At 71.1% G+C, this 20,321-nt stretch carries 17 protein-coding genes; 7 read left to right on the top strand and 10 right to left on the bottom strand.

Going from position 1 to position 20,321, the window contains the following annotated elements:
• Positions 1–438: 438 nt before the first annotated feature.
• Entirely contained in the window at positions 439–1,833 is a 1,395-nt protein-coding gene (locus tag ACFU99_RS00340) for an alpha-amylase family protein (RefSeq protein WP_384383536.1), read from the top strand.
• 39 nt (positions 1,834–1,872) lie between these two features.
• Here the strand turns inward: ACFU99_RS00340 and ACFU99_RS00335 are convergent, their stop codons facing one another.
• Both ACFU99_RS00335 and ACFU99_RS00330 read right to left on the bottom strand, forming a co-directional pair.
• Positions 1,873–4,806, bottom strand: a complete 2,934-nt coding sequence (locus tag ACFU99_RS00335; protein WP_384383533.1) for an FAD-binding and (Fe-S)-binding domain-containing protein — start codon at positions 4,804–4,806, stop codon at positions 1,873–1,875.
• 194 nt (positions 4,807–5,000) lie between these two features.
• Positions 5,001–5,444: a MarR family winged helix-turn-helix transcriptional regulator gene (locus tag ACFU99_RS00330; RefSeq protein ID WP_384383530.1), complete on the bottom strand. Its 444-nt coding sequence runs from the start codon at positions 5,442–5,444 to the stop codon at positions 5,001–5,003.
• 110 nt (positions 5,445–5,554) lie between these two features.
• Between ACFU99_RS00330 and ACFU99_RS00325 the strand changes: the two genes are divergently transcribed.
• Together ACFU99_RS00325 and ACFU99_RS00320 are read left to right on the top strand one after the other, a co-directional pair.
• Entirely contained in the window at positions 5,555–7,465 is a 1,911-nt protein-coding gene (locus tag ACFU99_RS00325; protein ID WP_384383527.1) for an ABC transporter ATP-binding protein, read from the top strand.
• 103 nt (positions 7,466–7,568) lie between these two features.
• Positions 7,569–8,876: an MFS transporter gene (locus ACFU99_RS00320; RefSeq protein ID WP_384383524.1), complete on the top strand. Its 1,308-nt coding sequence runs from the start codon at positions 7,569–7,571 to the stop codon at positions 8,874–8,876.
• A 38-nt stretch (positions 8,877–8,914) separates the two neighbouring features.
• Here ACFU99_RS00320 and ACFU99_RS00315 read toward each other — a convergent pair whose 3' ends face one another.
• The 4 genes from ACFU99_RS00315 to ACFU99_RS00300 form a co-directional block, all read right to left on the bottom strand.
• A complete protein-coding gene (locus tag ACFU99_RS00315) occupies positions 8,915–10,096 on the bottom strand; it encodes an acyl-CoA dehydrogenase family protein (RefSeq protein ID WP_384383522.1) in 1,182 nt (393 codons plus the stop codon).
• A gap of 305 nt (positions 10,097–10,401) precedes the next feature.
• A complete protein-coding gene (locus tag ACFU99_RS00310; protein WP_384383547.1) occupies positions 10,402–11,226 on the bottom strand; it encodes an amino acid ABC transporter ATP-binding protein in 825 nt (274 codons plus the stop codon).
• A gap of 41 nt (positions 11,227–11,267) precedes the next feature.
• On the bottom strand, positions 11,268–12,053 hold the full coding sequence (locus ACFU99_RS00305; protein ID WP_384383519.1) for an amino acid ABC transporter permease: 786 nt from the start codon (positions 12,051–12,053) through the stop codon (positions 11,268–11,270).
• A 14-nt stretch (positions 12,054–12,067) separates the two neighbouring features.
• On the bottom strand, positions 12,068–12,874 hold the full coding sequence (locus ACFU99_RS00300; protein WP_384383516.1) for an ABC transporter substrate-binding protein: 807 nt from the start codon (positions 12,872–12,874) through the stop codon (positions 12,068–12,070).
• Positions 12,875–12,991: 117 nt separating this feature from the next.
• On the opposite strand from ACFU99_RS00300, the gene ACFU99_RS00295 reads away from it, so the two are divergent.
• The gene (locus ACFU99_RS00295; protein ID WP_384383513.1) at positions 12,992–14,254 is read left to right on the top strand and encodes an amidase; all 1,263 of its coding nucleotides are present in this window, start codon (positions 12,992–12,994) and stop codon (positions 14,252–14,254) included.
• Between the two features lie 33 nt (positions 14,255–14,287).
• On the opposite strand, the gene ACFU99_RS00290 is transcribed toward ACFU99_RS00295, so the two are convergent.
• The 4 genes from ACFU99_RS00290 to ACFU99_RS00275 form a co-directional block, all read right to left on the bottom strand.
• Positions 14,288–14,959 carry a lactate utilization protein C gene (locus ACFU99_RS00290; protein WP_384383510.1) on the bottom strand — a complete coding sequence of 224 codons (672 nt, stop codon included), beginning with the start codon at positions 14,957–14,959 and terminating at the stop codon, positions 14,288–14,290.
• Positions 14,956–16,437 carry a LutB/LldF family L-lactate oxidation iron-sulfur protein gene (locus ACFU99_RS00285; protein WP_384383545.1) on the bottom strand — a complete coding sequence of 494 codons (1,482 nt, stop codon included), beginning with the start codon at positions 16,435–16,437 and terminating at the stop codon, positions 14,956–14,958. Before ACFU99_RS00285 ends, ACFU99_RS00290 begins: the two co-directional genes overlap by 4 nt.
• Before the next feature lie 17 nt (positions 16,438–16,454).
• On the bottom strand, positions 16,455–17,255 hold the full coding sequence (locus ACFU99_RS00280) for a (Fe-S)-binding protein (protein WP_384383507.1): 801 nt from the start codon (positions 17,253–17,255) through the stop codon (positions 16,455–16,457).
• Between the two features lie 122 nt (positions 17,256–17,377).
• Complete coding sequence (locus ACFU99_RS00275) at positions 17,378–18,535, bottom strand: NAD(P)-binding domain-containing protein (protein WP_384383505.1); 1,158 nt, start codon at positions 18,533–18,535, stop codon at positions 17,378–17,380.
• Between the two features lie 164 nt (positions 18,536–18,699).
• On the opposite strand from ACFU99_RS00275, the gene ACFU99_RS00270 reads away from it, so the two are divergent.
• Genes ACFU99_RS00270 through ACFU99_RS00260 form a run of 3 tightly spaced genes read left to right on the top strand, consistent with a single transcriptional unit; the run spans position 18,700 to position 20,317 of the window.
• The gene (locus tag ACFU99_RS00270; protein ID WP_384383502.1) at positions 18,700–19,005 is read left to right on the top strand and encodes a hypothetical protein; all 306 of its coding nucleotides are present in this window, start codon (positions 18,700–18,702) and stop codon (positions 19,003–19,005) included.
• Positions 18,947–19,465, top strand: a complete 519-nt coding sequence (locus ACFU99_RS00265; protein ID WP_384383500.1) for a DUF6879 family protein — start codon at positions 18,947–18,949, stop codon at positions 19,463–19,465. The genes ACFU99_RS00270 and ACFU99_RS00265 overlap by 59 nt, the downstream gene beginning before the upstream one ends.
• Positions 19,466–19,468: 3 nt before the next feature.
• Positions 19,469–20,317: a helix-turn-helix domain-containing protein gene (locus ACFU99_RS00260; RefSeq protein ID WP_384383497.1), complete on the top strand. Its 849-nt coding sequence runs from the start codon at positions 19,469–19,471 to the stop codon at positions 20,315–20,317.
• Positions 20,318–20,321 lie beyond the last annotated feature (4 nt).

Below are 20,321 nucleotides of genomic sequence, written 5' to 3'. Positions count from 1 at the left end.
GGGCGCACCCCCGGCCGCGGATCTGCTGTCGGCGGCGGCGCTTTGGGCACTCAATCCGCCGAGCCCCAGACCGGCGCCCGCGGCGCCCGCCGTCCAGAGCAGGGAGCGGCGGCTGGGACCGGGTTCTTCGCCGTGGTTCTGCGGTGCTGCCTCGTTCATCGACCCTCCAGGGAGCTGACGGTGCGTGGCTTGCGCAGGAACAACATCGGTCAGGACCATGGCGGTTGGTGCGCCCGGTGCGCAAGAGGCCCGACGTGCGGACGAAGCCGTTCCGCCACAGCGGGCGGCGGAGAGAAAAGGCTCCCGTCGTATCCTCGGCGGTACACCTTGACGTGTTCACCGCCGGACGGCAGTCTCCGTCCCAGAACCCCCACGGTGGCCTGGCGCGTGGCTGCCTTCGAGGGCACCAGCCGTGCCCGTACACCGAAGGAGCCGCACGTGTACCTGCGCACCCGCGTCCTGCGCGGCGCCGTGGCCGGGCTGACCGCCGCCGCCTGCCTCGCCGTCATCGCCCCGGACTCCTCACGGGCCACGCCGCCGGGCGGAAAGAGCGTCACCGCCACCCTCTTCGAGTGGAAATACGACGCCGTGGCCCGTGCCTGCACCGACTCGCTCGGCCCCGCGGGCTACGGCTACGTCGAGGTGTCGCCCGCCTCCGAACACATCCGGGGCGACCAGTGGTGGACCTCCTACCAGCCCGTCGGCTACCGCGTAGCGGGACGGCTCGGCGACCGGGACGCCTTCGCGCACATGGTCGCGACCTGCCACGCGGCAGGGGTCAAAGTGATCGCCGACGCCGTCGTCAACCACATGTCGGCAGGGTCGGGCACCGGCACCGGCGGCACGCGCTACACCAAATACGACTACCCCGGCTATTACCAAGTCCAGGACTTCCACGGCTGCCGCAAGGACATCGACGACTACCGCGACCGCGGCGACGTACAGAACTGCCAGCTCGTCGGCCTCGCCGACCTCGACACCGGCAGCGACTACGTACGCACCACCATCGCCCGCTACCTCGACGACCTTCGCTCCCTCGGCGTGGACGGCTTCCGCGTCGACGCCGCCAAACACATCGCCGCCGCCGACCTCGCCGCCGTCAAGGGCAAGATGGCCGACCCCGGCTTCTGGGTGTCCGAGGCCATCTACGGCGCGGGCGAGGCCGTACAGCCCGACGAATACACTGGGATCGGCGACGTCGACGAGTTCCGCTACGGCACCCACCTCAAGTCCGCCCTGCGGAGCGGCGATCTGACGAGCCTGAGGCACATCGGCGACGCCAAGCTGAGCAGCGGCAGCGCCCGTACGTTCGTCGACAACTGGGACACCGAGCGCAACGGCTCCACCCTCACCTACAAGGACGCCGCCGCCTACACCCTCGCCAACGTCTTCATGCTCGCCTCGCCCTACGGCTCGCCCAACGTCTACTCCGGCTACGCCTGGACCGACAAGGACGCGGGCCCGCCGGACGGCGGCGCGGCCCGCTGCGACAACGGCGAGTGGACCTGCACGCACGCCCGGCAGGACATCACCGGCATGGTCGGCTTCCGCAACGCCGTCGCCGACGCGCCGCTCAGCCACTGGTGGGACGACGGCCGCGGCGTCATCGCCTTCGCCCGCGGCGACAGGGGCTTCGTCGCCCTCAACAGCGGCGAGACCGCCCTGACCAGGACCTTCGCCACCGGGCTGCCCGCGGGGACGTACTGCGATGTCGTCGCGGCACGGCCGGACGAGTGCGCGGGCAGCACCGTCACCGTCGGGGACGACGGCAAGGCGACCGTGACCGTGGGCCCCAGGAGCGCGCTCGCCCTGCACATCGGAGCCCGCACGTAGCGGCTACGGGCGCCCACCGGCCGCCGCCCCTCCGGCAGTTCAGACGCCGGAGGGGCGCGTCGCGCGCTCCAGTTCCAGCAGCACCGAATAGTAACTGCGGCCGGTGGCGTGGTCCATGCCGATCTCGCACATCCGGTTCGCCGACAGATGGGCGTCGTACGGGCGTGACGTCACCTCCGCCGCCTCCCGCTCCGTCGCCGACCGCGTCAACTCCTTGTGCAGCATCCCGCGGTCACCGGCGAAGGCGCAGCACCCCGCGTCGTCCGGCACCACCACCTCCCGCGCGCACGCCTCGGCGACCGTCACCAACTGCGCCTCGTCCCCCAAGTGCCGCATGGAACAGGTGGGGTGCAGGACCGCCGAATCGACGGTCCGCAGCACCGTCAGATCGGGCAGCAGCTCCTCCGCCGCCCACACCACCGAGTCGACCACCGTCAGCTCCGCGTGCAGCTTCCGGTTGTCCTCGGTCAGATACGGCACCACCTCATGGGCGATGCCCAGCGTGCACGACGTGGCGTCGACGACCAGCGGCAGCCGACCGCCCGCCGTCCAGCCCCACGCGGCCTCGACGATGCGGTTCGCCATGACCGCGTTCCCGTCGTCGTACCCCTTGGAGTGCCAGATCGTCGCGCAGCACGTGCCCGCCACGTCCCCCGGAATCCACACCGGCTTCCCGGCGCGCGCCGAGACCGCGACCACGGCCTCCGGCAGCGAGGGCCCCGCGTACCCCTCCGGCTCCCCGAAGATCCGGTTGACGCAGGCCGGGTAGTAGACGGCGACCGCGCCGACCCGCCGCGTGGCGGGCAGCCTGCGGGCCGCCGCCCCCGGGATCTCCGGCAGCCACTCGGGCACCAGATCGGGCCGTACGGCCTTGCGCGCGGCGACGGTCACCGACTCCAGCAGCCGGTCGCTGATCTGCTGCGCCGCGCCGACCGCGAGCCGCGCGGACTTCTCCACCACCTTGAAGCGCTTGGCGACGAGCGCGGCCGTGCGCTCCTCGCGCGGCGAGTGCCGCTGGTGCCGGAAGTCCTTCATCATCGCGCCGGTGTCGATGCCGACGGGGCAGGCGAGCTTGCAGGTCGAGTCGCCGGCGCAGGTGTCCACGGCGTCGTAGCCGTAGCTCTCCAGCAGGCTGTCGGTGACCGGCGAACCGGGGGACTGGCGCATCATCTCGCGGCGCAGCACGATCCGCTGGCGCGGCGTGGTCGTCAGGTCGCCGCTGGGACAGGTCGGTTCGCAGAACCCGCACTCGATGCACGGATCGGCGACCTGCTCGACCCGCGGAATCGTCTTGAGGCCGCGCAGATGCGCCTTCGGGTCGCGGTCGAGCAGGACGCGCGGGGCGAGGATGGTGTGCGGGTCCAGGAGCTCCTTGATCCGCCACATCAGCCCCGTCGCCCGCGGCCCCCACTCCAGCTCCAGGAACGGGGCGATATTGCGGCCCGTGGCGTGCTCGGCCTTCAGGGAACCGTCGAAACGCTCCACCGTGAGCGCGCAGAAGTCGTCCATGAAGGCGGCGTACCGGTCGACGTCGGAAGGCTCCGCCGCGTCGAAGGCCAGCAGGAAGTGCAGATTGCCGTGGGCCGCGTGGCCCGCCACGGCGGCGTCGAAGCCGTGCCGCTCCTGGAGCTCCAGCAGCGCCTCGCACGCCTCGGCCAGACGCGACGGCGGCACCGCGAAGTCCTCGGTGATCAGCGTCGTGCCGGACGGGCGGGAGCCGCCCACCGCGGTGACGAACGCCTTACGGGCCTTCCAATAGCCGCTGATGACACCGGGGACGCGGGTGAAGGCGTTGGTGACCGAGGCGACGGGCGCGGTGAGTTCGAGGCCGCCGATCGCCTCGTTCGCGACCCGCTCGCACTCCGTGAGGGCCGCCTCGTCGGGCGCGCGGAACTCGACCAGCAGGGCCGCCGTCTCCTTCGGCAGCTCCGCCCAGTCGGCCGGCACGCCCGCGACGCTGACGGAGGCGCGCAGGGTATTGCCGTCCATCAGCTCCACGGCGAGCGCGCCCGCCTCGTTGAACAGCGGCACGGCCGCTGCCGCCGCCTGGAGGGTGGGGAAGAAGAGCAGGGCGGTGGAGGTGAGCCGGTGCAGCGGCAGGGCGTCGAAGACCACCTCCGAGATGAAGCCGAGCGTGCCCTCGGAGCCGACCATCAGCCCGCGCAGGATCTCCACGGGCGTCGAACCGTCCAGGAAGGCGTCCAGGCGGTAGCCGTTGGTGTTCTTGATCTCGTACTTCGCGCGGATCCGCGCCGTCAGCGCGGCGTCCGCCTCGATCTCCGCCTTGAGGGCCAGCAGTCCCGCGCACAGCTCCGGCTCGGCGTGCGCCAGGTCCTCGTCGGCCCGCGGATCGCCGGTGTCCACGATGGTCCCGGACGGCAGTACGAGCGTCAGGGAGCTGACCGTGCGGTACGAATTGCGGGTGGTGCCCGCCGTCATGCCGGAGGCGTTGTTCGCGACGACGCCGCCCACGGTGCAGGCGATGGAGCTCGCCGGGTCCGGGCCCAGCACCCGGTCGTGCCGGGCGAGGGCGGCGTTGGCCCGTACGACGGTGGTGCCGGGCTGGATACGGGCCCGCGCGCCGTCCTCCAGGACCTCGACGCCCGCCCAGTGCCGGCGCACGTCGACGAGGATGTCCTCGCCCTGCGCCTGCCCGTTGAGCGAGGTGCCCGCGGCCCGGAACACCACCTCGCGGCCCTTGCCGTGGGCGTAGGAGAAGACGGCGGAGATGTCGTCCACGTCCTCGGCGAGGACGACGACCTGCGGCGTGAAGCGGTACGGGCTCGCGTCCGAGGCGTAGCGCACCAGGTCGGAGACCTTCCACAGCACCTTCTCCGGGCCGAGCAGCGCCTCCAGATCACCGCGCAGCGGCTGCGGCGTGCCCTGGGAACGGTCGCTCGCGACGCGGTCCGGGGAAGGGGCCCGCGGCGCGGTCGGCCGGAGTGCGTGGGGGTCGGGCTCCAGCAGCGGCATGGTGCTCTCCTCGTGGTGCTTCTCGGCGTCGGCTACGGGACGCGAGCGTGGTGCGTGGTGTCGAAATGCCGGTTTTCAGTCTCGGGGTCTCGGGATGATCGGTACCAGTTCATGGTGCCGGGTGGGGGAGTCGGGTCCGGTTCCGGGGTGTTCTGCCGGCGCGCGGCGGTGGCGCGACGAGGGCGCGACGGGGGTCAGCAGTGGCCGTTCGGCCCGGCCATCAGCTGGGCCAGCAGCTCGCTCAGCACCTCGCGCTGCTCGGTGTCCAAGGGGGCCAGGATGTCCTCCGCCGCCGTCCGGCGCGCGTCGCGCAGCGCGCGGAGCGTCGAGCGGCCGCGGTCCGTGAGCTCGATCCGGATGACGCGGCGATTGGCCGGGTCCGGCACCCGGCGCACCGACCCGGCCGCCTCCAGGGCGTCGACCAGGGTGGTCACCGCGCGCGGCACGACCTCCAGCCGCTCGGCGAGGTCGGCCATCCGCGGCGGCGCGTCGCCGAAGTGCGCGACCGCGCGCAGCAGCCGGGACTGCGCGGGGGTGATGCCCACCGGCTCGAAGAGGCGGCGCTGTGCGCGGTGGATTCTGCGGTTGAGACGCAGCAACTGTTCGGCGAGCTGGCCGGTCGGGTCGGGGGCCGTCATGATCACAGGGTACAGGACCCAGTGCATTGTGAGTATAGGTAACAATGAGCTATGCTCGGCGAGACTTCGTTTCCGTACCTCTGTGAACCCGCATCCCTGTGAAGGAGCCCATGCCCCGCGACGACATCGAATGGACGCCCCCGCCCGCAGACCCGGAGCAACCCGCCCAGCTGCGGCGCATCCTCCGGCTCTTCCGCCCCTACCGCGGCCGCCTCGCCCTCGTCGGGCTGCTGGTCGCCGCCTCCTCGCTGGTCTCGGTCGCCTCGCCGTTCCTGCTCCGCGAGGTGCTGGACGTCGCCCTGCCGCACGGCCGTACGGGCCTGCTCAGCCTGCTCGCGCTCGGCATGATCGCCGCCGCCGTCGTCAACAGCATCTTCGGCGTCCTCCAGACCCTCATCTCCACCACCGTCGGCCAGCGCGTCATGCACGACCTGCGCACCGCCGTCTACGCCCAGCTCCAGCGGATGCCGCTGGCGTTCTTCACCCGCACCCGCACCGGCGAGGTCCAGTCCCGGATCGCCAACGACATCGGCGGCATGCAGGCCACCGTCACCTCCACCGCCACCTCGCTGGTCTCCAACCTGACCAGCGTCGTCGCCACGGTGGTGGCCATGCTCGCCCTGGACTGGCGGCTCACCGTCGTCTCGCTGCTCCTGCTGCCGCTGTTCGTATGGATCAGCCGCAGAGTCGGCCGCGAGCGCAAAAAGATCACCTCGCAGCGGCAGAAGCAGATGGCCGCCATGTCCGCGATGGTCACCGAGTCCCTCTCGGTGAGCGGCATCCTGCTGGGCCGCACCATGGGCCGCGCCGACTCCCTCACCAAGGGCTTCGCCGCGGAGTCCGAGCGCCTCGTCGACCTCGAAGTGCGCTCCAACATGGCCGGCCGGTGGCGGATGTCCACCATCGGGATCGTCATGGCCGCGATGCCCGCCCTCATCTACTGGGCCGCGGGGATGGCGCTCCAGCTCGGCGGGCCGGCCGTCTCCATCGGCACCCTGGTCGCCTTCGTCTCGCTCCAGCAGGGCCTGCTCCGGCCCACGGTCAGCCTGCTCACGACCGGCGTGCAGATGCAGACCTCGCTCGCGCTCTTCCAGCGCATCTTCGAATACCTCGACCTGCCGGTGGACATCGACGAGCCCGCGGAGCCCGTCCGCCTCCGGACCGTCCGAGGGGACGTCCGCTTCGAGGACGTCTCCTTCTCGTACGACGTGAAGGACGCGAGCGGCGCGGAGGAGGCGGACGGCGCGAAGGGTGTGGACGGCGCGAAGGGTGCGGAGCACGCCGAAGCCGACGCCGCCGGTACCGATGGCACCCATGGCGCGGACACGGCCCCCACGCTCAGCGGAATCGATGTGAGCGTCCCGGCGGGCGGCAGCCTGGCCGTCGTCGGCCCCACAGGCTCCGGCAAGAGCACCCTGAGCTACCTCGTGCCCAGGCTCTACGACGTCACGGGCGGCCGGGTCCTGATCGACGGAGTCGACGTCCGCGACCTCGACTTCGACACGCTGGCCCGAGCCGTGGGCGTGGTCTCGCAGGAGACCTACCTCTTCCACGCCTCCGTGGCCGACAACCTGCGATTCGCCAAACCCGACGCCACCGACGACGAGATCGCGGCCGCCGCGAAGGCAGCGCAGATCCACGACCACATCGCCGCGCTGCCCGACGGCTACGACACCATGGTCGGCGAGCGCGGATACCGCTTCTCCGGCGGCGAGAAGCAGCGCCTGGCCATCGCCCGGACCATTCTGCGCGATCCGCCGGTGCTCATACTCGACGAGGCCACCAGCGCGCTGGACACCCGGACCGAGTTCGCGGTCCAGGAGGCGATGGACGCGCTCTCCGCCGGGCGTACGACCATCACCATCGCGCACCGGCTCTCCACGATCCGCGACGCCGACCAGATAGTCGTGCTCGACGGCGGCCACATCATGGAGCGCGGCACCCATGACGAACTGCTCGCGCAGGACGGCCGGTACGCGGCCCTCGTACGGCGCGACACGCAGCTCGCCCCGGCGGCCTGACCCTGCGGTGCCGACCGCTTCGTGGGCCGCGGCCCGGACAGGACCGTCATCCCATTCCTCGTGTCCGCGTTAGCGGGCGGGCGTGCCGGGGGAGTAGCGGATCATGACGAGTACCGATCACATAGCGGCCGGGCGCGGCGAGCCCGCCGGCGCGCGCCCCGGCTCCGCATTCCGCCAGCTCGCGGCGGCCTCCGTCGGCAATGCCGCCGAGTGGTACGACTGGTACGCGTACTCGTTCCTCGCCGTCTTCTTCGCGGACCAGGTCTTCCCCAAGGGCTCCGGAAACTCCCTCGTCCCGCTGCTCTCCACCTTCGCCGTCTTCGCCGTCGGCTTCTTCATGCGGCCCGTGGGCGGCCTGCTCATGGGAGCCGTCGCCGACCGGCACGGCCGCCGCGCCGCGCTCACCATCACCATCCTGCTCATGGGCGGCGGCAGCCTCCTCGTCGCCCTCACCCCCACCTACGCCGCCGTCGGCGTCCTCGCCCCGGTCGTCCTCGTCATCGCGCGGCTGATCCAAGGGCTCTCGGTGGGCGGCGAGTTCGCGGCATCCACCACCTTCCTCGTCGAATCGGCGGGGCCCGGCAGGCGCGGGCTGTTCTCCAGCTTCCAGTACGTGTCCACCACCATCGGCCAGCTCCTCGCCTCGGGCGTGGCCGCGCTGCTCACCCATCTGCTCACCGACGGGCAGATGGGGGAATGGGGCTGGCGCATCCCCTTCCTGGTCGGCGCGCTCATCAGCCTCGTGGGCTTCTGGGTCCGGCAGGGCGCGCACGAGACGCGCAGCGCGGAGCAGCGGGCCGCCGCCCGCCCCGCGCTCTTCGAGGCGCTGCGCCGCCACCCCCGCGAATCCCTGCTGATCTGCGGCATCACCGCGGGCGGCACCATCGCCTACTACACCTGGACCACCTACCTGCCCACCTATGCCGAGGTCAACGCGGGCTTCGACAAGGGCGACGCGCTGCTCGTCGGCACCATCTCCCTGGCATTCTTCGCGCTGCTCCAGCCGCTCGGCGGGATGCTCTCGGACCGCATCGGCCGCAAGCCGCTGCTGATCACCTTCGCCGTGGGGTTCGCCGTCCTCGCGGTGCCTCTGCTGCACGCGGTCACCGACGCGTTCCTCTCGCTCCTTCTGGTCCAGTGCGCGGGCATGGTCCTGCTCACCGGCTACACCGCGGTGGCCGCCGCCGTGAACGCCGAGGTCTTCCCCGCGCGCGTACGGGCCGCGGGCATCGGCTTCCCGTACTCACTGACCGTCGCCCTCTTCGGCGGCACCGCCCCCTACGTCGGGACCTGGTTCAAACAGGCCGGCCACGCCGGGGGTTTCCCCTGGTACGTGGCCGGGCTCTGCCTGGTCTCGGCCTGTGTGTACGTCGTCCTGCCGGAGACCGCCAAGCGGCCGATGGAGCGCTGACCGGCCGCAGCTTTGACCCCGGCCCGGCCCCGGCCGGTTCAGCCGAGGCCGCCGCGGTCGATCAGCTGACGGACGATGACGTCCCGCTGGATCTCGTTGGTGCCCTCACCGACGATCATCAAGGGGGCGTCGCGGAAGTACCGCTCCACATCGAACTCCGTCGAGTAGCCGTATCCGCCGTGGATGCGCACCGCGTCCAGCGCGACGCGCATCGCGGTCTCCGAGGCGAACAGCTTGGCCATGCCCGCCTCCAGGTCCGCGCGGGCCCCGCTCTCGTACGTACGGGCCGCGTGCAGTACGAGTTGGCGCGCGGCGGTCAGCGAGGTGGCCATGTCCGCGAGGTAGTTGCCGATCGCCTGGTGTTTCCAGATCGGCTTTCCGAAGGTCTCGCGCTGCCGCGCGTAGTCCAGGGCGTCCTCGAAGGCCGCCCGCCCCACGCCGACCGCGCGCGCCGCGACCTGGATGCGGCCGATCTCCAGGCCGCGCATCATCTGCCCGAACCCCTCGCCCTCGACCCCGCCGAGCAGCGCGTCGGCCGGCACACGAAAGTCGTCGAAGGCCAACTCGCAGCTCTCGACGCCCTTGTAGCCGAGTTTGGGCAGATCGCGGGAGATCGTGAGGCCGGGGCCGGGCTCGGCGAGCAGCACGCTGATCCCCCGGTGCGCGGGGTCGGCGGCGGGGTCGGTCTTGACGAGCAGGGCGAGGAGCCCGGCCCGGCGGGCGTTGGTGATCCAGGTCTTCGCGCCGTTCACCACGTACGAGCCGCCTTGCGGGCCGCCGCCCGAACCGCCCTCGCGCCGCGCCGTGGTGCGCAGCGCCTGGAGATCGGAGCCGCCGCCGGGCTCGGTGAGCGCCATCGCGGCCCGTACCTCCCCGGTCGCCAGCCGAGGCAGCCACCGTTCGCGCTGCTCCTCGGTCCCGTACCGCAGGATGAGCGAGCAGACGACGGTGTGGCCGCCCATCGCGCCCGCCAGGCTCATCCAGCCGCGGGCCAGTTCCTCGGTGACGAGGGCGTAGCACGGGGTGCTCACGCGCGCCGGTCCGTAGGGCTCGGGCACGGCGAGGCCGAAGACGCCGAGGTCCTTCATGCGGTCGATCAGCTGTCCGGGATAGGCATTCGCATGCTCCAGTTCGCGGGCCACGGGGCGGACGTCGCGGTCGACGAAGTCGCGTACGGTCGCGACGATGTCGCGTTCCTCCTGAGACAGGGTGTCGGTCATGCGTGCAGTGTGCATGCCGCGACGCGGCGGCGCCGCACCTCCCTGGGACGGGGAGATGCGGCGCCGCATGGGGGAGAGCGTCCGTCAGACGAGCCAACCCACGAAGTGGACGATGCCGGCGAGCAGGTTGGTGATGATGTTCATGGTGGTGCCTTCTCCTTGGTGCAAATGTGGGACTAACACCCGGCTCGTCATGGGGACTTGAGCCGGATGCGCGATAACGGTCTGCAGCCCGTCGCTTGCGCACCGTAAGCATCACGCGTCGCAGAGTGATTTCGCAATCCCTCCCGGAACGATCACGCGTTCTAGCGAACGTCCGGCCGCTTGTTCGTGTGTTCGTCGGAGTCCGGGTTCAGGTCCGGACCGAGTTCCGTGGCCGCCGGGTCGAGCACCCGCGCGAGGAAGGACCGCGTACGGGCGTGCCGGGGAGCGCCCACGACCTGCTCCGGCGTGCCCTCCTCGACGATCACGCCGCCGTCCATGAACACCACCCGGTCCGCGACCTCCCGCGCGAAGCTCATCTCATGCGTGACCACGAGCATCGTCATGCCCTCGTCGGCGAGCGAGCGCATCACCGCGAGCACCTCGCCGACCAGCTCCGGGTCGAGTGCCGACGTCGGCTCGTCGAACAGCATCAGCTCGGGGTCCATGGCCAGCGCCCGCGCGATGGCCACCCGCTGCTGCTGGCCTCCGGAGAGCTGCGCCGGGTACGAGGACTCCTTGTCCGTGAGCCCCACGCGCCCCAGCCGCTCCCGCGCCACCCGCTCCGCCTCCGCCTTGTCGCGGCGCAGCACCCGCCGCTGGGCGATGGTCAGATTGCCCAGGGCCGACAGATGCGGGAAGAGGTTGAACGACTGGAAGACCATGCCGATGCGCCGCCGCACCCGGTCGATGTCCACCTCCGGATCGGTGATCTCGACGCCCGCCACCGTCACCGACCCCGACGTCGGCTCCTCCAGCAGATTCACGCACCGCAGCAGCGTCGACTTGCCGGACCCGGACGGCCCGATCACGCACACCACCTCGCCGCGCGCCACCCGGAAGTCGATGCCGCGCAGCACCTCCAGCTCGCCGAACGACTTGCGTAGTCCCCGGACCTCGATCGCCGTGCCCGCCTCGCCGCTCGCCACGCCGCTCCTGTCCTCGCTTTTCCCACCGGTCGACACGTCGCTCACCTCGCCCTCGCCGTACGGGCTTCGAGCCGCCGTACGAGATGGCCGAGCGGCAGCGTGATGACCAGATAGCAGAGCCCCGCGATCAGGATCGGGGTGAGGCTGCGGTTCTGATTGAGGGCGTCCCGGCCGAACTTGGACAGTTCGTACTGGTCGAGCGAGAGACCCAGCAAATACACCAGCGAGGAATCCTTCGTCAGCAGGATCAGCTCATTGGTCAGCGGCGGCAGCACGATCCGGAACGCCTGCGGAATCACGATCGACACCATCGCCCGGCCCTGCGACATGCCCAGCGAACGCGCCGCCTCCGTCTGCCCCTTGGGGACCGCCTGGATGCCCGCCCTTATCGTCTCCGCCATATAGGCCGCGCCGACCAGACCGAGGGCCAGCATCACCGTCGCGTACTGATTGATGGCCACCTGGAAGGCGAGCGGAACGCCGAACCCCAGGGCGATGAAGACCAGCAGGGTGGGAATGCCGCGGAAGAACTCGATATAGGCGGTGGCCAGCCAGCGGTAGGGCGGCACCTCCGAAAGCCGCATCAGAGCCAGCAGAAGCCCGAGAGCCAGCCCGAAGCCGAACCCGAGCAGGGTGTAGATGACGGTGTTGACCAGTGCGGTGGTGATGATGTCGGGGAATTGGGCCTTCGCCACCCCGCCGTCGAAGAAGGCGCGCCGGATCTCGCCCCAGTCGGCGGCGAAGACCAGCGTGAGCAGGACGGCGGCGAGCACGGCGTACTGGACGGCGCGTATCGCGCGGGACCGTTTTCTACGGGACATGGCCATGCGACGACGTCACCTCACTTCTTGGGGGAGGCGGGGGAGGTGGAGAACCATTTGCGGTAGATACGGTCGTAGCGGCCATCCGCTTTGGCCTTCTTGAGCACCTTGTTGACCTCCTCGCGCAGCGCGTCGTTGCCGGTCTGCACGCCGAAGCCGTACTGCTCGCCCGTACGGAATTCGGCGACCACCGCCAGCTCCGGGTTCTTCTTCGCGTAGTCCAGAAGGACGCCGTTGTCGTGGACCACCGCGTCGAGCTGTCCGGTCTTGAGGTTGGTGAGCAGCAGGGCCAGATCCTCGAACTGGACCTTGGTGGCGCCGGGCGCGTGCTTGCGCCCGTACACCTCGCCCGTAGTGCCCTGCTGGACGCCCAGCCGTTTCCCCTTGAGGTCGGCGAGGCTGCGGTACGGCGCGCCCTTCTTCGCGAGCAGGGCCTGCGTCGCCTCGAAATAGCTGTCGGTGAAGTCCAGGTTCTTCTCGCGCACCGGCGTGATGGTCATTCCGGCCGCGGCGATATCGCACTTCCGGGTATTGAGGTCCTCACCGGTCTGAATGCCCTCGAAGGGCGTGTCCACGATCTCCTGCTTCACCTTGAGATCCTCCGCGACCAGATCCACCAGATCCACATCGAAGCCCACGATCTTGTTGTTCTTGCGGACCTGAAATGGCTCGTACGGCAGATGGGTGCAGGTTTTCAGCTTCCCCTTCTCGACCAGGCTCAGCTCCGAGCCGTCCGATCCGGAGACCTTGGTGCTGGTACAGCCCACCAGCAGGGCGAGGGCGGCGGTGGTGGCGGCGAGGGCGGACAGCGCTGAGCGGGTGAACACGACGCCTCCATGCTGCGATCGGCGAACAGTCCCACATGATCAGTGAGTTGTGCCGCATCCTGCCACCGCCCGAAGCCCCTGTCTGTACCCGTGCACACCCCCGTAACCTCGGTGACCATGAGAAAAGCGACGCTGGACACGGACCGGCTCTGCGACCGGATCGAGCGGCTGGACACGGACGTACGGGCCTTCGTCGCCGAGCCCGGCCGCCGCGCGCGGCTACGCGCCGAGGCCGCCGAGACGGCCTCGCGCCACCCCGATGGCTCCGCCGAGCCTCCGCTGTACGGCGTAGCGGTCGGGGTGAAGGACATCATCCGCGTCGACGGCCTGCCCACGCGCGCCGGATCCGAGGTGCCCGCCGAGGCCCTGCACGGACCGCAGGCCGCGGTGGTCGACCGGCTGCGGGCAGCGGGCGCGCTGGTGGCCGGGAAGACGGTGACGGCGGAGTTCGCCGTTCTCGCGCCGGGCCCCACCCGCAACCCTCACAACCTGGAGCACTCACCGGGCGGCTCCAGCAGCGGCTCGGCCGCCGCCGTCGCGGCGGGCATGGTGGAGCTGGCGATCGGCACCCAGACGGTCGGCTCCGTGATCCGCCCGGCGGCCTTCTGCGGCGTGGTCGGCTACAAGCCCACCCACGGCCGCGTCCCCGTCGCCGGAGTCATCGACAACGCGCCCACGCTGGACACGGTCGGCGTCTTCGCGCCCGATGTCGCGGGCGCGGCGCGGGCCGCCGCCGTGCTCTGCGACGGCTGGCGGGAGGCGGGCACACGCGACCGGCGGCCGGTCGATCAGCCTCCGGTGCTCGGGGTCCCGGACGGCCCGTATCTCCGGCGCGCCGACGACGACACGCTGGCCGCCTTTGAACGACAGGTAGTGCGGCTGGCCGACGCCGGATTTCCGGTCCGCCGGGTCCCGTTCATGGAGGATTACGAGGAAATCGTCCGGCAGCAGTTCCTCGTCAACCGCTACGAGGTGGCCCGCGCCCACGCCGACTGGTTCCCGCGCTACGAGCGGTACTACCGCGAGGAGACGGCCGCCGCGATCCGGCAGGGGCACGGCGTCGCGCGGGCGGACTACGAGGGCGCGCTGCGGTTCCGGGAGGAGTTCCGCGCCCGCCTGTCGCACGCGATGGACGAGGCGGGCATCGACCTGTGGATCATGCCCGCCGCACCGGGGCCCGCGCCGCGCGGCATCGCCACCACCGGCAGCTCGATCATGAACCTGCCGTGGAGCTACGCCGGGACGCCCGCCCTGACCGTGCCCGCGGGCCGGGCCGCCGACGGGCTGCCGCTCGGCCTCCAGATAGCCGCCGCGCCGGGGGCGGACGAGTACCTGATCGCGCGGGGAGCGGGGATCGAGTCGGCGGTCGCCGACTGCTGACCCTGGAGCGGCTGAACCAGCGGCCCGCGTGCGTCAGCCCTGATCGTCGGCGTCGTCCGCCGCTTCCTCGACAAGGATCACTTCGAGGGTGCGCGGCCCGTGCACGCCCTCCACCCGGTCCAGCTCGATGTCGCTCGTCGCCGACGGCCCTGAGATCCAGGTCAGCGGGCGCGCCGGAGCCAGCCGCTCCAGCCCCTGCACCACCGAGTCCACGACGTGCTCCCGTGCCCGTACCACGCAGATGTGATGGTCGGGTACGAGAGTGATCCTGCGGCGCCCCTGGTCCGGCCCCGCGTCGAGAACGATGGTGCCGGTCTCGGCGATCGCGACCGCGCACCCCGTGACGACGCTGTCCACCGCGTCCAGGCCGCGCGCCGTGTCCCCGGCCGCGTCGGGCACCCGCTCGGCGTCCGCCTCCGCGAGCCACTCCGGCGGCAGCCCGGCGGGCACGACGACGCTGCGCGAACCGCGCTCGCCCAGCAGCCGCGCGATCAGCGCCGGCAGCTCGGCGGGCTCGCAGCGGTGCACGTCGGCGCGGTAGTCCGCCAGGTTCTCGGCGAGCAGATCGACCCGCTCGGCGTGCGTACGGTCGCCGTGGGTGCGCCGGTAGTCGCGGGCCACCGGCCGGTCCTCGGGCCGCTCGTCGCGCGGCACGTCCGCGAGCGCGCGCCGTACGCGCCCCAGCACCCGTTCCCTGCCGCTCACTTCGTGCCCCTCTCGCCGCGCGTACGGGCCCACCAGTCACGGAACGACTCCGCCGGCACCTCGGGCAGCTCGCGCGTGTCCGTCCAGGCGCGGCCGGGGCCCGGCAGCCGCTTGGGGTGCAGCCGGCGGGTACGGGCCGCGAGCCGCTGGCCGCCGCGGAGCGCGCCCGGATGGTCGAGGGCCCAGCGGGCGGCCCGCATCGCGGCCCGTTCGGCGGCGTGCCCCTTCGCGGGTTTGATCACCGCCTTCGAGCCGCGGAGCGTCACCTCGCCGCCCTCGACGACCCGTTCCCGCAGGTGGACCAGTACCTCCGGGATGTCGATGGCCACCGGGCACACCTCGTAGCACGCGCCGCACAGCGAGGACGCGTACGGCAGCGACGCCTCCAGCGAGCCGCTGACGCCGCGCAGTTGCGGGGTGAGGATCGCACCGATCGGGCCGGGGTACGCCGACCCGTACGCGTGGCCGCCGGCCCGCTCGTAGACCGGGCACACGTTGAGACAGGCCGAGCAGCGGATGCAGCGCAGCGCCTGCCGTCCGACCTGGTCGGCGAGCGTGTCGGTACGGCCGTTGTCGAGCAGCACCAGGTGGAATTCGCGCGGGCCGTCGCCGTCCGAGATGCCGGTCCAGGTGGAGGTGTAGGGGTTCATCCGCTCGGCCGTCGAGGAGCGGGGCAGCAGTTGCAGGAACACCTCCAGGTCCTGCCACGTCGGCACGATTTTCTCGATGCCGACCACCGAGATGAGCGTCTCGGGGAGGGTCAGGCACATCCGGCCGTTGCCCTCGGACTCGACGACGACCAGGGTGCCGGTGTCGGCCACCATGAAGTTCGCGCCCGAGACGCCCACCTTGGCGCTGAGGAACTTCTCGCGCAGATGCAGCCGCGCCGCCTCCGCGAGCTCGCGCGGGTTGTCGGTGAGGCCGTCCGGCGCGGGGCGGCCCCAGGCGGCCATCTTCTCGCGGAAGATGTCGCGGATCTCGCCGCGGTTGCGGTGGATCGCCGGGACCAGGATGTGCGAGGGGAGGTCGTCGCCGAGCTGCACGATCAGTTCCGCGAGGTCGGTCTCGTACGCGCTGATCCCGGCCTCGGCCAGCGCCTCGTTGAGCCCGATCTCCTGCGTCGCCATCGACTTGACCTTGACGACCTCGCGCTCGCCGGTCTCCTGGACGAGCCGGGTGACGACGCGGTTCGCCTCGTCCGCGTCCGCCGCCCAGTGCACGGTGCCCCCGGCGCGGGTGACGGACTCCTCCAACTGCTCCAGATAGTGGTCGAGGTGACGGAGCGTCCGGTCCTTGATGGCGGCGCCGGCGGTGCGCAGCGCGCCCCAGTCGTCGAGTTCCGCCACGGCCTTGGCACGTTTGGCGCGGATGGTGTGGGTGGCGTGGCGGAGGTTGCCGCGGAGCTGGGCGTCCTGGGTGGAGACGGCGGCGGCCTCGGGGAAGGGCGCGCGGGAGGGGGCGGGGTGGCTGCCGGGCATGCCGAGGTAGGTAGGGGTCACCGCGGGCTCCTTTCGGCGACGTCCGGTACGGCGGGTGGCGAAGCGCCCTCTGCGGTGTCCTCCGTCGCGGCCAGAATCTCGGCGATGTGCACGGGCCGGGCCGTCGCGCCCTGCCGGGCCAGGGTGCCGCCGATGTGCATGAGACAGGAGTTGTCGACGGTGCAGATGGTCTCGGCCCCGGTGTCCACGATGGCGCGCGCCTTGTCGGCCCCCATCGCGGCGGAGACGGCGGCGTTCTTGACGGCGAAGGTGCCGCCGAAGCCGCAGCACTCGTCCGCGCCCGCCAGCTCGCGCAGCTCGATGCCCTTGACATGCTCCAGCAGCCGTCGCGGCCGGTCGCCGAGACCGAGCATCCGCAGTCCGTGACAGGTGGGGTGGTACGTGACGGTGTGCGGGTAGTACGCGCCGACGTCCGTCACGCCCAGCACGTCCACGAGGAACTCCGTCAGCTCGTACGTCTTCGGCACCGCGCTGGCCGCGGCCTCCGTCAGCTCCTCGCCCCGCCCCTCGGCGGACGCCTTCGCGCCGATCCGCGGGAAGTTGTCACGGACCATCGCGGCGCAGGAGCCGGACGGGGTGACCACGTAGTCGTACTCCCGGAAGGCCGCGGCGTAGCGGCGCACCAGCGGCTCGGTCTGGTGCCGGTACCCCGTGTTGAACTGCGGCTGCCCGCAGCACGTCTGCGCGGACGGGAAGTCCACCTCGACGCCGAGCCGCTCCAGCAGGGTGACGACGGCCTGCCCGGTGTGCGGATAGAGAGTGTCGTTGACGCAGGTGACAAAGAGCGCGACGCGCACGGAACCTCCTTCGGGCCTGCGGCCATACTGCCCCAGGGGCCTATGGCTGTGAAGGATTCATCCGATGTCTGTCACGCCATGCTCACAGTGGCGGGAGGTTTCGGACCGTCAGCCGAGGGGTTTCAGGCGGTGGCTGCCACCGCTGTCACCGCCGTAGCCGCTGTCACCGCCGTTGCCGCCGCCGTCGTCGGCTCGCGCGTGAGGAGCTCGCGAATGTCGCGTACGGCCATTCGGCCCGCGCGGTTCGCCCCGATCGTGCTCGCCGACGGGCCGTACCCCACCAGATGCACGCGCGCGTCGCGCACCGCGCGGGTCCCCTCGACTCTGATCCCGCCGCCGCTCTCGCGCAGCTTGAGGGGGGCGAGGTGGTCGATGACGGGACGGAACCCGGTGGCCCAGACGATGACGTCGACGTCGACGCTTCGGGGCGCCTGTCCTCGTGCGTCGCCGTCGTCCCAGGCCACCCCGGTCGGCGTGATGCGGTCGAACATCGGCAGCCGGTCCAGCACGCCGTTCGCCCGCGCCCGCCGGACGGCGTCCGTCAGGGGCAGGCCGGTCACGGAAACGACGCTCCGCGGCGGCAGCCCCTGCCGTACGCGCTCCTCGACGAGCGCCACCGCTTCCCGGCCGGCCTGCTCGTCGAACGGCCCTTCGCGGAAGACGGGCGGCCGCCGCGTCACCCACGTCGTACCGGCCGCGACCTCCGCGATCTCCATCAGATGCTGCGTCCCGGACGCCCCGCCGCCCACGACGAGCACGCGCTGACCTGCGAACTCCTGCGGCCCCGGATAGTTCGCGGTGTGCAGCTGACGGCCCCGGAACGTCTCCTGACCGGGATAGCGCGGCCAGAAGGGCCGGTCCCAGGTACCGGTCGCGTTGATCACGGCCCGCGCCGCCCAGTCTCCGCCGGAGGCCCGCACGAGCAGCCGCCCGCCGTCGCCCTCCCGCACCTCCGTGACGTCCACCGGCCGGTGAACGCGCAGGTCGAAGGCGCGCTCATACGCCGCGAAGTACTCCCCGATCACCTCGGAGGACGGCCGCGCTCCGTCTGCCCCGGTCAGCTCCATCCCGGGCAGCGCGTGCATGCCATGCACTTTCCCGTACGTGAGCGAGGGCCACCGAAACTGCCAGGCGCCGCCTGCGCGGGGCGCGTGGTCCAGCACGACGAAGCCGGTGCCGGGCTGGTAGCCGGCTCGGCGGAGGTGGTAGGCGCTGGAGAGGCCGGCCTGGCCGGCACCTATGACGACGACGTCGACTTCACGGGCCTCGGGGTTGTTCATGTTTCTACTAACGGTGGGAGGGGGTGATTCCTTCCCGGCTCGGCGCGCCGGGCCCGAGCTCGGTCGTCAAACTCGTTTGCGCATGTCGGAGCCCCTTGACGGGGGTGGCGGGACGCGTGACAGTCGGGCAATCGAGTGCAATCGGATTCGACGGAGGGGCAGACATGGAGCTGCGATTCCTCGGGATCATCCCGGACACCGGCAAGGACGACTCGCCTACCATCTGGCTGGACGAGGGCAGCGGGGATCTGCTGATCCAGTCCTACCGGGCGACCGAGGCGGAGGTGGAGGCGTGCCAGAGGATCGGCTCGGTCCCCGGCCACGGCACGGGGGTTCCCGATCACGAGACGATCATTCGGCTGCCCAAGGCCATGATCCAGTACATTCCGCGCCCGGACGGAGACGCCGCTGATGAAGCCCCCGGCACGGGAGCCCCTGTCGCAAGCGCGACGGTCCGCCATTCACCTTGAGGTCCGCGATCACTACCGGAGCACGGATCCTGACTTCCTGGAATGGCGGGAGGGGCGCCGTGAGTTCACTCCGGACAATCGGGCCGACTGGTGGGAGAGCTGGCACGACGTCGTGCACGCAGCCGTCTCCCGAGGCGTGGCTGTTCGCCGCGCGCGCGTCGTCTCCGAACCGCTGACCGAGTACGTGCGTTGGGAGTACGACTACGCCGTGACCAACGAGGCGGCCGGCGAGCGAGTCCGTTGGCTCCCTCGGCGCAGAGCCAAGGATCTCGCGGTGCCCGCCGTGGATTTCTGGGTCTTCGACGCCGAGTTGGTGCTGTTCCATCACTTCAGCGGCGACGGGGCGCTGACCGAGCGCGAGTACGTCCCGGACGCCGCGTTGGCGGCTTGGTGCACCGAAGCATTCGATGCCATCTGGGACCGGGCTACGCCCCACGGGGAGTACAAGCCGGTTCGGTGAGCCATGTCGCAATCAGCGTCGTCCAGCGTCCAGCAAGCCCGGCAGCTCCTGGCCGACCGCCTACGTGAGTTGGCCAAGGACGCTGGGCTCGATGGCAAGGATGTCGCTGCCCGGTGTGGCTGGCACCCGTCAAAGGTGTCCCGGATCTCTACCGGGAAGGCGAAGCCCAGCGAGGTCGACATCAGGACGTGGTGCCAGGCGTGCGGCACAGAGGACCAGGCAGAGGACCTTGTCGCCGCACTGAGGGACGTCGAGGGGATGTGGCTGACGTGGCGTCGGCTTGAACGCGCCGGGCTGCGGCGGTCCCAGGAAGAACGCCTGCCATTGTACGAGCGCACGCGCCGGTTCCGTTCGTATAGCTCCTGGGCCCTCCCCGGCCTCCTCCAGACCTACCAGTACACCGAGGACGTGCTGCGCACGATCCAGCGGCAACGTGTGCCGCTCGACGATGTGGCCGACGCCGTGGCCGCGCGCATGGAGCGTCAACGTGTGCTGTACGAGGGACAGCGGCTGTTCGCCTTCCTGATCGAAGAGTCCGTTCTCCGAAACACGCTCAGCACCGGCGAGGCGCAGGACGAGCAGCTGGAGCACCTCATCACCGTGAGCGACCTGTTGAACGTCAGCCTCGGCGTGATCCCGGTGGCCCGGCAACGCTGCCAACTCCCGGTCGAGAACTTCTGGATCTACGACAGTGTTCAGGTCAACGTTGAGTTGGTATCCGGCTACCTGACGCTGACGCAGCCCAGTGAGGTGAAGACGTACGCCGACACGTTCGCCGTGCTGGCCAAAATGGCCGTTTACGGCGACAAGGCCCGTGCGCTGCTGGTTAAGGCTCGTGACTCTCTCGGGTGATCGA

Source organism: Streptomyces sp. NPDC057654, assembly GCF_042800135.1.
GTDB lineage: Bacteria > Actinomycetota > Actinomycetes > Streptomycetales > Streptomycetaceae > Streptomyces.
Note: the sequence above shows the minus strand (reverse complement) of the source record. Positions and strands in the feature narration are given on the sequence as shown.